The organism is Deinococcus pimensis DSM 21231, assembly GCF_000519345.1.
In the GTDB taxonomy this organism is placed as follows: Bacteria; Deinococcota; Deinococci; order Deinococcales; family Deinococcaceae; genus Deinococcus_A; species Deinococcus_A pimensis.
The window spans coordinates 4,181-15,838 of sequence record NZ_KI912673.1 but is presented as its reverse complement, the minus strand read 5'-3'; the positions used below and the strand labels follow the sequence as shown (position 1 = coordinate 15,838).

Genomic DNA, 11,658 nt, shown 5'->3' with positions numbered 1-11,658 from the left:
CGTACACCGCGTGGCCGGCGAGCGGCGCGCAGCTCGCGTTCACGTCCACGAGCTTCATCGTGAGCGTGAGGGGGACGCCCGCGGCGGTGTTCCGCGTGCCGAGACTCGTCCGGAGGTCCCTTCGGACGATGCCCGAGCGGGTCACGACGTTGGCGCTCTGCCCGCTCGCGCGGCTCCCGTCGGCCGGGTACGGTCCGGCCGTCTCGGAGGGCGTGACGGGCACGCACGCGGCGGCCTGACTGGCGGCGCGCGAGAAGCCCGCCGAGCCCGCGACGAGCGTGGCGATGCCCGCCACGCCGAGCGAGAGGACCCTGCGGCGGTCCATCACGGCCCGGGAGAGCATGTCGAGGTCGGCGGAAAGGCCGAGGTCGTTGAAGCCGTCCTCGTGGTCGTGATCCTCGGCGGGGTACGGCGGGATGTTCGCTCGGTCGGTCATGGTGAGCCTCCTGGGTCGCCGGGGTCGCGCCGGGCGCGTCCGGTCCGCGTCGAGTATCCCCGGGATGTCTTCATGCGGCGCGAGCGAGATGTTCAGGAGCAGGGTAGGGCCCCGGCACGCATGACGTGCGGACGACCTCTCCGGCGGGAGGGAGGTGGGCGCGCTCCGGTCCCGGGGACGTATGCTGAACCTCATGACGCTGCTGCTCCGGGTGGTCACGGCCGACGCGCTCCAGCGCTTCAGCGCGCTCCTCCGGGCCAGCGCGGAGGCGCTCGAACGGCGCGGAACGCCCCTGTGGACCGCCGCGAGCCTCACCGAGGAGCGGTTGCTCGCCTCGTACCCGCTGAGCGCGTTGCGCTTCGCCGTGCTCCCGGAAGGCGAGGAAGTCGCGACGCTCGTGCTGCTCGACCACGACGAGGAGTTCTGGCCGGACGCGCGCCCGCACGAGGCGCTGTACCTGCACAAGCTCGCTGTGCGTCCCGAGCGTCAGGGCCGGGGGTACGGCGAGGCGGCGCTGGACGCGGCGTCACGAGAAGCGCGGGCGCGCGGACGGGCGCTCCTGCGACTGGACACCGCGGCGGACCGGGCGAACCTGCGGGCGTTCTACGAACGGCTGGGGTTCGAGCCGCGTGGGGAGCGGGACGTGCAGGGCCTGCGGGTGGTGCTGTACGAACGGCGCGTCTGAGCGATGCACCCCGTCCGGTCGACGGCGGTCCACACCCGACGGGTGGGTGTTCGGGCGATGACGACGCCCGGACCGGCGACCACGCGCACGGCCGCAGCGACGACCGGCCACGCGGAGCGCTTCCTCACGGTGATCGTCGAGGGAGGGAGCGTCGGAGTCCACGGGCGTGCGGGACGGCCAGGCGGATCTGCACACTCGGTACGTTCGGGTTGCTAATGTACGGGGGAAGCCGCAAACAAGCCCGGAGGCCGTTTGGGAGACGCCCGACAACACTTCGACGCCGGTCAGGACGACCGCGTGATGGCGACCCTCGACGGGGTCGACGGGCAAGGCGGAGGGGGACTTCCGGCGGGTGATTCTGCTGGCGAACCCGCTGGATCAGGAGGTGCTCGAAGCGAGGCTGAGCGCGGCCCGGGTGGTCGGGAACGCGCGGGAGGTGGCGCGGTACGCGGCGGGACTCATCCGCTACCGACACGATCGAACTCAACCGGCCAGGCGGTCAAGATGGCCTTTCCCACACCAGGAGGACCCGTATGAGCGACTTCACCCCCACCCGCGATGACAAGTTCACGTTCGGTCTCTGGACGGTCGGGCAGACGGGCCGCGACCCCTTCGGCGAGGCGACCCGCCCGGCCCTCGGCGCGCCCTACATCGTCGAGAGGCTCGCCGCGCTCGGCGCGTACGGCGTCAACCTCCACGACAACGACCTCGTGCCCATCGACGCGAGCGCGCAGGAGCGCGACCGCATCGTCGCCGAGTTCAGGCAGGCGCTCTCGGATCACGGCCTCGTGGTTCCCATGGCCACCACGAACCTGTTCTCGGACCCGGCATTCAAGGACGGCGCGTTCACCAGTGCCGACGCGAGGGTGCGCGCCTACGCCCTGCAGAAGACCATGCGCAGCATGGACCTCGGCGCGGAGCTCGGCGCGAGCACCTACGTCTTCTGGGGTGGCCGCGAGGGCACCGAGGTGGACGCCTCCGGCAAGCTCCTCGACGCGCTCGCGTGGTTCCGGGACAGCCTGAACTTCCTCGCGGACTACAGCGACAGCCAGGGCTACGGGTTCCGCTTCGCGTTGGAACCCAAGCCGAACGAGCCGCGCGGCGACATCTTCTTCCCCACGGCGGGCAGCATGCTGGGCTTCATCGCGACGCTCGACCGGCCCGAGCGGTTCGGCGTGAACCCGGAGTTCGCGCACGACACGATGGCGGGCCTGAACTTCACGCACGCGGTCGCGCAGATCATCGACGCGGGCAAGCTCTTCCACATCGACCTCAACGATCAGAAGATGGGCCGCTTCGATCAGGACCTGCGCTTCGGCGCGGAGAACCTCAAGACGGCGTTCTTCCTCGTGAAGTTGCTGGAGGACAGCGGGTACGACGGACCCCGTCACTTCGACGCGCACGCGCTGCGCACCGAGGACGAGGCGGGCGTGTGGGCCTTCGCGCGGGGGTGCATGCGGACGTACCTGATGCTTCGCGAGAAGGCGCGGCAGTTCGACGCGGACGCGGACATTAGGGCGGCCCTCGGAGCGTACCGCGTCGACGACGCGGAACTCGCGGAACTCACGCGTGGCTTCACGCCCGAGAAGGCGGACGCGCTGAAGGCACGCGAGTTCGACCGCGTGGCGCTCGGGCGGCGGGGGCCGGGCCTGGAGCAGCTCGATCAGCTCACGGTGGAGCTGCTGCTCGGTCTGCGCGGGTAGGGGAGAGGGCGCAGGGCGGGGCGGGTGCGCGGGAGCCGGTCACGCGGGTTGCGCGCGACGCCGCGCGATGCGTTCTACGATGCGCCGCCCCACCACGCTCGACGATTCGGGCACCACGACCTCCACCAGGTCGTGCTTGCTCGCGCCGGTCGGGGTGAACAGCAGGCGCTGGGTGTTCTTCGCCTCCAGGGGTTCGTCGACCTGCAGGAGCCGCGCCACGAACTGCAGGGTGGTGCCCTGCACGAGCTTGCTGGCGAGCATCCCGACGATCAGCAGGACGGACGTGACGAGGATGGGCAGGTCGATGAAGTTCGAGTGGTCCACGCTTGGCCCTTTCAGGAGTGAGCGACGAACAGGTGGGGCGGTTCGTTCGCGCGCTCTTGGGTCCGGGTGACTCGGTCGGTCTCCCCGTGACCTCGATGCGGGCCGCCGTATCGACGTGCCCGAGGCGGGTGTGGGTGTGGCGCGGCATGGTGCGTTCTGCGTCAGTGGCCGTCGGGTTGGGTGGGCTCCTGCGGGAATTCCGTGTCGAGGAAGGCTTTGAGTCGCGCTTTGAACTCGTCGCCTTCGGTGGGGAGGCCGGCGGTCTGCGCGGCGTCGCGGATGGCGGCGGAGAGGAGCTGCGCGGCCGTGCGGGTGCGGCTGGCGTCCATGAGTTCGGCGAGCCCGTCGAGCCAGAAGTAGTCGACGGCGCCGAGGCGGACGGTGACCTTGCCTTCGGGCAAGTCGCCCTGGTGACCGCGCGCGGCGTTTTCCTCGAGGGCGTGACGGATGAGGGCCTGAACGCGGGTGGTGGGTTTGGTCGGCATGGGAGCTCCACGTCCAGCCTACGGAACTTGATGGCAATTTGCCAGCAAATTGTCCTAACATGCCAGCCTCCTTGTAGTCCTGCCGCGCCCGGCGCACGACCGGACGCGGACAGGGGAGACCAGGGGCGGTACGCCCTCGAAAGCGACGACCACGACGACGGCATCTTCCCGCCGCTCAAGGCGGACCTCGAAGCGGCGGGCCTCGTCCGGATCGGGACGGTGGGCTCCGCCGTCGCGCGTCCGACGGCGCAACGCGAGGTCGTGGACCTCGCGACGGCGTGGTTCGAGCGGCGCGCCGCGGGGTCACGTCACGAAGAGCCTACAGTGAGGTATGAACGGTCGGACGGCGAGCACGCTCCCGGCGGAGTTCAGTCCACTGATCGGACGTGAACGTGAGCTTCACGACCTCGTCCGGCTCCTGCGCGGCGGCACGCGGCTGCTCACCCTGCGCGGACCGGGAGGTGTCGGCAAGACCGCCCTGGCGCTCCGACTCGCGCACCTCCTGCAGGCACACTTCGATCACGTGCAGTTCGTCGATCTCTCCGCGCTGCGTGAACCCCGGCAGTTGCTTCCCGTCGTCGCGGCGGCCCTGCTTCCGCAGGAGCGTCGACCGTCCGACGCGGAGGCGAGCGTCTTCGAGTTCATCACGGGCCGACGCGTGCTTCTGGTCCTCGACAACTTCGAACACCTGCTGCCCGCCGCGACGGGCGTCGCCGACCTCCTCACGGCCGCCCCCACACTGCAGGTCGTCGCGACCAGCCGGGCGTCCCTGCGGCTGCACGACGAACACGAATACCCGGTCGAACCGCTTCCCGTGCCGGACGCCGTCGCCACCGCCGCCGACAACCCCGCCGTGCTGCTCTTCACCACCCGCGCGCGCGCCACGCACCCCGACTTCACCATGACCGGAGACGCGGCGGCGCAGGTGACGCGGCTGTGCGTCCGCCTCGAAGGAATGCCGCTCGCGCTGGAACTCGCCGCCGCTCGGCTGCGCACCTACGCCCTTCCCGACATTCTCGAGGGGCTCGATCATCTCCTGACGTTCCTGCGGGCCGACTACCAGGACCGCCCCGAGCGCCTCAGATCCCTGCGTGCCGCGGTGGAGTGGAGTTACGACCTGCTCGACGACGAGGACCGCGCGGTCTTCGAGTGCTGCGCGGTGTTCGAGGGTTCGTTCACCCCGGACGCGCTCCTGGCCGTGCACGGCGACGCGGACGTCCTCGACCGCGTCGAGGCGCTGATCGAGCAGAGCCTCGTGCGCCGCGTGCCGACGGGCACGACCCGCTGGACACTGCTGCAGCCCCTGCGGGAACTCGCCCTCGAACGGCTCGCGAGCCGAACGCGCGCCTCCGCGTGGCGTGAACGGCACGCCCTTCACTTCCTGCGCCTGCTCGAGGAGGGGCGCGCCCGGTTCAGGCAGGGCGAGCCCGACCGAAGGGAGCACCTCCTGCCCGACTACCCGAACATGCGCGCCGGCCTCCTGTGGGCGCTCGACCGACGCGAGGCGGACGTCGCGTACCGCTTCCTCGCGGAACTCGGGGCGATCTGGCTTCCGCTCGGGCTGTACGCTCACGAGGCCGACCTCGCCGAACGCGTGCTGCGTCTGCCCGCCCCGCCACAGGCCCACACACGCGTCCACGCGCTCGAAGTGAGCGCGCAATGCCTCGTCGAGCGCGGACGGCTCGCGGAGTACGAGACGCGTCTTCACGACATCGTCCGCGGGTACCGCGAGCTTCACGACGACGTGGGCGCGGGCTGGGCCAAGGCCGAGCTCGCCACGCTGCACCACGCGCGCGGTGACAGCGCCCGTTCATGGCAGCTGCAGCAGGAAGTCCTGAGCGCCTACGAGTCCGGACCCGCGCGTGAGGTCGACCCGATCGAACGGTCCTGTCACGCCAACACGCTGCTCTACACGGTCCCGAACCTGCTCGATCTCGGCGAGCACCACCTCGCCCTGCGTCAGGCGACCCGCGCGCTCGAAACGTACGAGGCCGCGCGCAACGTGGTGTTCACCCTGTTCGCGCGTGTCATGCTCGCCGTCGCGCTCCTCCACGTCGGACGGCGTGACGACGCGGCGACACGGCTCGGGGACGTCCTGCGCGAAGCCGACGCCCGGACGTTTCGCGCCGTCCGTGACGAGGCGTTGCGCGCCGCGAGCCTCGTCGCGGCCGACACGCAGGACTGGCCGCTCGTCGTGCGGCTGCTCGCGGCGGGAAGGTTCGATCCCTCACGCGCCACCCTCGCGTACCTCGACCGCCGACATCACGCTCACCTCGAGCGCGCCAGAACGAGTCTGGGCGCGCCGCGCTTCCTGGAGACGTGGACGGCGGGCGCGGACATGAGCGCCATCGAGGTGGATCGGCAGGTCGATCACCTTGCCCGGACGGCGCTCCCGCGCCCGTCGACACCTCCCGCGGACACCCTGACTCCACGTGAGCGGGACGTGCTGCTCCTCGTCTGCGAAGGTCACCCGGACCGACGCATCGCGACGCTCCTCGGGATCAGCCCGACGACGGTCAGCAAGCACGTGGCCAGCATGCTCGGCAAGCTGGGACTGCGCAACCGCGTGGAGTTGACCCGCTGGGCGCTCGGGCACGGGGACGGCCGCACTACTTGATTCTGCCCATGCGGCCCCCCCAGTTCTGCCGATGCGCGTCCGGACGAGCGGCGCGTACGCTGGGAACGTCGGACGAGGCGTCCAGCAGGCCCGTCCCGACGAGACCGCCCCGGTGTCCCGCCGCACACCCAGGTTCGCGCGCCCGCGCCTCAGCGGACCGCGCGGCTCGTGGAGGTGAAGTCATGACCCAGCACGGTCACCCACACGCGGGCGAGCTGCTCAGCGAACGGCATCGTCACGACCTGCTCGCCGAGGCGAGCGTCGCGCGGCACGTCCGCGCCGCGACCACCCTCGATTCGGGTGCGCGCGTCACGCTCGCGCGCTTCCTGCGGTCACTCGCGGACCGTCTCGCTCCCGTCGCGCGGCTCACGCCGCCCGCGCCGCGTCCCGTCGCTCCCGGCACGCGCGAACCCTGACGCCCGCCCGCCGCGTCGGTGGACGGCGACGTGGAGAAAGGAGGGCCGTCTTGGAGGCCGAAGGTCCGCGTCACGTCGCGTTCGTGTACCTCGACGGGGGACGTTTCCTCGTCCAGAGCGCCGCGCGCAGTCACCGGGGCGTGTGGCTGGCCGACGGCCCCGTGGTGGTCGTCACGTCCCCGACCCCCGCGGAGCTCGGCCGGGTGGTGCTGATCGCGCTCGCGAACTCGCGGGTGGGTGTGCCGCACCCGGCGGGCCGCGCGGGCTGGGAGGCGCCCCGCGAACTGCTCAGGGCGGCGGGCGTACGGTCGTACGACGCGTTCACGCGCTTCGCGCGGCTCGTCACGATGGAGGACGACGGACAGCTCAGCGTGTGGCCGAGCCGCGCGGTCGCCGGAGGCTACGAGCGGCTCGAGCGTCCCGGGGTGCGGCTTCACGACCGGGACGCGGGCAGGATCGCGCGGGCACTGATCGACGTGTTCCGGCAGCGGTGGTAGGCGGGCGTGCGTTCGGGGGACGCGGCCTGCCGCCCCGGACAGGCCAACATGCCGATGCGCGCGCCGCGGCGGACACGCACAATGAGGTGACACCTGACACGCCCACCCGGAGGTGCCGCATGTGCGGACGGATGTACAGCGACGTCGAAGCCGCCGAATTCCTCGATCTGTGGGGGGTCCGCGTCCCCACCGCCCACCGATTCCGCTTCAACCTCGCGCCCACCCAGGAGGCCACCATCCTCCGCGTCGACGCGCGCGGCGAGTTGGAGGCCGTCACGGCCCGCTGGGGACTGGTGCCCGCCTGGCATCAGGGCGCCCTGGAGGACTTCAAGGCAGCGACCTTCAACGCCCGCGCCGAGCACGCCCGCCGCAAACCCACCTTCCGAGAGCCCTTCCGCGCCCGCCGCGCCCTCGTGCCCATCCGGGGCTTCTACGAGTGGAGTGGCCCCCGGGCACGCCGCGTCCCTCACCTCGTCCGTCGCCGTGACGGCCGCCCCCTCGTCCTCGCGGGCCTCTGGGAACGCTGGGCCGAACTCGACACGTTCACGGTCCTGACCTGCGCTCCGAACGCGGACCTGCGCGCCCTGCACGACCGCATGCCCGTCGTGCTGCTGCGCCGCGACTGGTCTGCCTGGCTCGACCCGCGGACCTCGCGTGACGCCGCCGAACGGCTCCTGCGCCCCCTGCCCGACGGCGTCCTCACCGCCCACCCGGTGGACCCCGCCGTGGGCCGCGTGAACGTCGACGAGCCCTGGCTGACCCTCCCCACGCAGGCCGAACCCACGCTCCTCTGACGGGGCGTTCGCGCGAGGTCCGCGCTTCGCGCGGCGCTGCCCCTCGGGTGGGGCATGTACGATCTCAGCATGCCCGAGTCGCCCACCGATCTGCTCGCCGCGCTCGTCCGTGTCGACTCCACCAACCCCGCCCTCGTTCCGGGTGGTGCGGGCGAACACGCCCTGGCGCGTTTCCTCGTGGACTGGCTCGCCGCGCGCGGCGTTCACGCTGACCTCCACGACGCCGAGGGCCGCCCAAGCGTCGTCGCGCGCGTCCCCGGCAGCGGTGGCGGGCGCTCCCTGATCCTCTGCGCTCACCTCGACACGGTCGGCGCGGGCGGCATGCACGACCCCTTCGAGCCCGTGATCCGCGAGGGCCGCATGTACGGACGCGGCACGTACGACATGAAGGGCGGCCTCGCCGCCTGCCTCCTCGCGCTCCTGGACGCCACGAACGCGAATCTGCGCGGGGACGTCGTCCTCACCGCCGTCGCGGACGAGGAACACGCCAGCCTCGGCATGCAGTCCGTCCTCACGCGCGTCACCGCCGACGCCGCCATCGTCACCGAACCCACCGAACTTCAGGTCTGCGTGGCCCACAAGGGCTTCACCTGGCACGAGATCACCACGTACGGGCGCGCCGCGCACGGCTCCCGACCCGACCTCGGCATCGACGCGATCAGCCTCATGGGCCGCGTGCTCGGGAAGCTCGAAGCCCTCGGCCGTGAACTCGGCGCGCGCGAGGCGCACCCGCTGCTCGGACACGGCAGCGTGCACGCCTCGTTCGTCACGGGCGGACAGGAGCTCTCCAGCTACCCCGAGCGCTGCACCCTCCAGCTCGAACGCCGCACCCTGCCGGGCGAGACGACGGAAGGCGTCGTCCGCGAGATCGACGCCCTCCTCGACGGCCTGCGCGCCGATGGGGACTTCCGCGCCGAGCACCGCCTCATCCTCGCCCGCGACGCGTTCGGCGTGGAGCAGGACGAACCCGTCGTGACCACCGTCATGCGCGCCGCCGCCCGTGTGCTGGGCGCCGCGCCCCGCGTCGTCGGTCAGACCTTCTGGATGGACTCCGCCTTCCTCGCCGCCGCCGGCATCCCCACGGTCGTGTTCGGCCCCTGCGGCGCGGGCGCCCACGCGGCGGAGGAGTGGGTGGACCTCGGCTCCGTCGACCGCTGTCGTGACGTCCTCATCGCCACCATCCGTGACTTCTGCGCCTGAAAGGGGACGTGCATGACGACCACGACCGATTCGCCCCGCGTCTACTTCAGACCCTCACCACCCGAACCGCTCGGCGCCGCTGCGGACCACCCCACGGTCCTCGCCTTCCATCGGCTGCTGCCCGGCTACGCCCGCACGCCCCTGGTGCGCGCGCCTCACCTGGCCCGCGCGCTCGGCGTGCGTGACGCGTGGGTGAAGGACGAGTCCAGCCGCCTCGGCCTGCCCGCGTACAAGATGCTCGGCGCGTCCTGGGCGGTGTACCGTGAACTGGAGACGCTCTTCGGACCGTTCACGCCGGGAGCGCCCCCCCACGAGCTCGCGTCACGCCTGGGTCCTTTCGCGCCCCTGACGCTCGTGACCGCCACGGACGGCAACCACGGGCGCGCCGTGGCCAGAATGGCCAGACTCCTGGGCCTCTCGGCGCACATCCTCGTCCCGCACGACATGGTCCGGGCCCGCGTCGACGCCATCACGTCCGAGGGCGCGCACGTGACCGTCGTGAACGGCACGTACGACGACGCCGTCGAGGCCGCCGCGCGCCTCGCTTCCGAGCGTCACCTCGTCATCAGCGACACCGCCTGGGACGGCTACACCCGCGTGCCCGGCTGGATCGTCGAGGGCTACGGCACGATCTTCCGGGAGCTCGACGAGCAGTTCGCCGGGCTCGGCGCGCGCCAACCCGACGTCGTCGCGGCGCAGATGGGCGTCGGGTCGCTCGCGGCGGCGGTCGTCCGGCACTACCGCGCGCCGGGCCGCGACACGCACGTCGTCGGGGTGGAACCCGTGGGCGCGGACTGCGTGCTCCGCTCGCTGGAGGCCGGAACGCTCACCGAAGCGCCAGGACCGCACGCGTCGATCATGGCGGGCCTCAACTGCGGCCACACGTCCCCGCTCGCGTGGCCGCTCCTGCGGGCGGGCCTGAGCGCGTCCGTCGCGATTCCGGACGCGCGCGCCAAGCAGGCGACGCGGCTCCTCGCGCGTGACGGCGTCACGTCCGGCGAGAGCGGCGCGGCGGGCGCGGGCGGCCTGCTCGAACTGCTCACGGGAGCGTCCGCCGCGGAGGCGCGCGCGAGGCTGGACGTCACGCAGGACAGCGCGGTGCTGGTGATCTCCACGGAAGGCGTGACGGACCCCGAGGCGTACGCCCGCATCATGCTGGACGAACGCTGAGGGCGCTCACCGCCTCGTCCGCGGCGGAACGTCACGGCCGTCCCGACGCCCTTCACGGCAGGCGTCCGTTCGGGTAGTGTGAGCGGCGTACGCAAAGAATGACGGGGACCCGCCCGTACGCGGCACGACGCGTCACGCCCCTTCGCTCGTGATCCACGCCCGGGAACCTCGACCCGGGAATCACCCGTTCGTGCGTACGAGCCGCCCTCGCCTGCACGGTCAGGTCGTACGACCCTCCACCCTTCACCTCCACACCAGCAGGACGAGGAGTTCCATGCGTCACCTCATCGTCACCACCTTCCTCACGCTCGACGGCGTCTACGAGGAAGCCACCCCCTGGCAGCGCGACTTCACGAGCGAGCAGACCGCCCGGTTCAAACGCGAGGAACTCTTCGAGGCCGGCGCCATCCTGCTCGGCCGCGTCACCTACGACGGCTTCGCCGGGTACTGGCCGCACGCTTCCGACACGGGCGAGTTCGGCGAGCGAATGAACGCCCTGCCCAAGTACGTCGCCACCACCACCCTCGACCACCTCGAGTGGAACAACGCGACGGTGCTGGGCGGCGATCTCGTCGCCTCCGTCGACGCCCTCAAGCAGGTGGACGGCGGACCCATCCTCGTGTACGGCAGCGGCACCCTCGCCCAGTCGTTGCTGCGTCACGGTCTGGTGGACGAACTGCGCCTGATGATCTTTCCACTCGTGCTCGGAAGCGGCAGGCGCCTGTTCGGCGCCGGGGACCGATTGCGTCTGAACCTCGCGTCCACCCGTGAGCTGGGCTCGGGCGTGCTGCTGCTCACCTACACGCCTGCCGAGCGGCGGCCTCCCGATCCCCTGGTCTGAACGTGACGGGCGCCGAAGGGTCCGGGGCAGCGTCTCCTCGCGTCGGTTCGTGCCCGGCCTGTCCATTCACGCCGGACCCTCACCTCGGCGGATGCGGACCCGCGCCGCCTCTGCCACAGTGAGGGCATGCTGCGCCGACTGATCCTGCCCTCGCCCGCGCTGCGGCCCCTGGTGCAGGCCTACATGCTGCTCGACGAGGACCACGCGAGCGTCGAGCAGCATGTCTTCCTGCCCGAACAGCTCGCGCACCTCACCTTCACGTCGGGCTGCGCGTGGACGCTCGGTGAGGGAGGCGAGCCCACGCTCCTGCCGCAGGCCACGCTCGAAGGCCTCGTGACCGCGCCCACACGCGTGTACTCCGAGGGACCGGTCCGTGCCCTGCGGGCCGAACTGTACCCCTGGGCGGCCCGGCAGCTCTTCGGCTGGGCGTACCCCGCGCCCACGCTGGACCTGCTCGCGGGCGCCGCGGGCAGAGGCGCGCGGGTCACGG

Annotated in this window: 13 protein-coding genes and 1 pseudogene; 11 read left to right on the top strand and 3 right to left on the bottom strand. The window is 71.8% G+C overall.

The features are described from left to right. Positions 1-436: pseudogene (locus DEIPI_RS33775) on the bottom strand (intradiol ring-cleavage dioxygenase); the annotation flags it as partial. Positions 437-629: 193 nt separating this feature from the next. On the opposite strand from DEIPI_RS33775, the gene DEIPI_RS0122370 reads away from it, so the two are divergent. Next, positions 630-1,121, top strand: a complete 492-nt coding sequence (locus tag DEIPI_RS0122370; protein ID WP_045234997.1) for a GNAT family N-acetyltransferase — start codon at positions 630-632, stop codon at positions 1,119-1,121. A gap of 533 nt (positions 1,122-1,654) precedes the next feature. Then, on the top strand, positions 1,655-2,824 hold the full coding sequence (gene xylA, locus DEIPI_RS0122365; RefSeq protein WP_027483239.1) for a xylose isomerase: 1,170 nt from the start codon (positions 1,655-1,657) through the stop codon (positions 2,822-2,824). Positions 2,825-2,863: 39 nt separating this feature from the next. On the opposite strand, the gene DEIPI_RS0122360 is transcribed toward xylA, so the two are convergent. Continuing rightward, positions 2,864-3,148 (bottom strand): hypothetical protein, encoded by a 285-nt coding sequence (locus tag DEIPI_RS0122360; RefSeq protein WP_027483238.1) that lies wholly within the window; start codon positions 3,146-3,148, stop codon positions 2,864-2,866. A gap of 161 nt (positions 3,149-3,309) precedes the next feature. Continuing rightward, positions 3,310-3,633: a hypothetical protein gene (locus DEIPI_RS0122355; protein WP_027483237.1), complete on the bottom strand. Its 324-nt coding sequence runs from the start codon at positions 3,631-3,633 to the stop codon at positions 3,310-3,312. Between the two features lie 30 nt (positions 3,634-3,663). Between DEIPI_RS0122355 and DEIPI_RS40565 the strand changes: the two genes are divergently transcribed. The 9 genes from DEIPI_RS40565 to DEIPI_RS40560 all read left to right on the top strand — a co-directional run. After that, the gene (locus tag DEIPI_RS40565) at positions 3,664-4,023 is read left to right on the top strand and encodes an AAC(3) family N-acetyltransferase (RefSeq protein WP_169737191.1); all 360 of its coding nucleotides are present in this window, start codon (positions 3,664-3,666) and stop codon (positions 4,021-4,023) included. After that, positions 3,965-6,250: a LuxR C-terminal-related transcriptional regulator gene (locus DEIPI_RS0122350; protein ID WP_027483236.1), complete on the top strand. Its 2,286-nt coding sequence runs from the start codon at positions 3,965-3,967 to the stop codon at positions 6,248-6,250. The genes DEIPI_RS40565 and DEIPI_RS0122350 overlap by 59 nt, the downstream gene beginning before the upstream one ends. 182 nt (positions 6,251-6,432) lie before the next feature. Next, a complete protein-coding gene (locus DEIPI_RS0122345) occupies positions 6,433-6,666 on the top strand; it encodes a hypothetical protein (protein ID WP_027483235.1) in 234 nt (77 codons plus the stop codon). A gap of 50 nt (positions 6,667-6,716) precedes the next feature. Then, positions 6,717-7,163: a hypothetical protein gene (locus DEIPI_RS0122340; RefSeq protein WP_027483234.1), complete on the top strand. Its 447-nt coding sequence runs from the start codon at positions 6,717-6,719 to the stop codon at positions 7,161-7,163. A 119-nt stretch (positions 7,164-7,282) separates the two neighbouring features. After that, positions 7,283-7,957 carry an SOS response-associated peptidase gene (locus DEIPI_RS0122335; protein ID WP_045234976.1) on the top strand — a complete coding sequence of 225 codons (675 nt, stop codon included), beginning with the start codon at positions 7,283-7,285 and terminating at the stop codon, positions 7,955-7,957. Between the two features lie 69 nt (positions 7,958-8,026). Next, complete coding sequence (locus DEIPI_RS0122330; RefSeq protein ID WP_027483232.1) at positions 8,027-9,157, top strand: ArgE/DapE family deacylase; 1,131 nt, start codon at positions 8,027-8,029, stop codon at positions 9,155-9,157. 12 nt (positions 9,158-9,169) lie between these two features. Then, positions 9,170-10,327 (top strand): diaminopropionate ammonia-lyase, encoded by a 1,158-nt coding sequence (locus DEIPI_RS0122325; protein WP_027483231.1) that lies wholly within the window; start codon positions 9,170-9,172, stop codon positions 10,325-10,327. A 274-nt stretch (positions 10,328-10,601) separates the two neighbouring features. Next, entirely contained in the window at positions 10,602-11,168 is a 567-nt protein-coding gene (locus tag DEIPI_RS0122320) for a dihydrofolate reductase family protein (RefSeq protein WP_027483230.1), read from the top strand. Positions 11,169-11,294: 126 nt separating this feature from the next. Further along, positions 11,295-11,658 (top strand): DUF6597 domain-containing transcriptional factor (locus DEIPI_RS40560; RefSeq protein WP_342667533.1); only part of this gene is annotated, 364 nt, incomplete at its 3' end.

Excerpts from the sequence above, each read along its gene's own strand:
- xylA (WP_027483239.1), top strand. The coding sequence starts at position 1,655 with ATGAGCGACTTCACCCCCACCCGCGATGACAAGTTCACGTTCGGTCTC.
- DEIPI_RS40565 (WP_169737191.1), top strand. The coding sequence starts at position 3,664 with ATGGCAATTTGCCAGCAAATTGTCCTAACATGCCAGCCTCCTTGTAGT.
- DEIPI_RS0122335 (WP_045234976.1), top strand. The coding sequence starts at position 7,283 with ATGTGCGGACGGATGTACAGCGACGTCGAAGCCGCCGAATTCCTCGAT.
- DEIPI_RS0122370 (WP_045234997.1), top strand. The coding sequence starts at position 630 with ATGACGCTGCTGCTCCGGGTGGTCACGGCCGACGCGCTCCAGCGCTTC.
- DEIPI_RS0122355 (WP_027483237.1), bottom strand. The coding sequence starts at position 3,633 with ATGCCGACCAAACCCACCACCCGCGTTCAGGCCCTCATCCGTCACGCC.
- DEIPI_RS0122345 (WP_027483235.1), top strand. The coding sequence starts at position 6,433 with ATGACCCAGCACGGTCACCCACACGCGGGCGAGCTGCTCAGCGAACGG.
- DEIPI_RS0122350 (WP_027483236.1), top strand. The coding sequence starts at position 3,965 with ATGAACGGTCGGACGGCGAGCACGCTCCCGGCGGAGTTCAGTCCACTG.
- DEIPI_RS0122320 (WP_027483230.1), top strand. The coding sequence starts at position 10,602 with ATGCGTCACCTCATCGTCACCACCTTCCTCACGCTCGACGGCGTCTAC.
- DEIPI_RS0122330 (WP_027483232.1), top strand. The coding sequence starts at position 8,027 with ATGCCCGAGTCGCCCACCGATCTGCTCGCCGCGCTCGTCCGTGTCGAC.
- DEIPI_RS0122325 (WP_027483231.1), top strand. The coding sequence starts at position 9,170 with ATGACGACCACGACCGATTCGCCCCGCGTCTACTTCAGACCCTCACCA.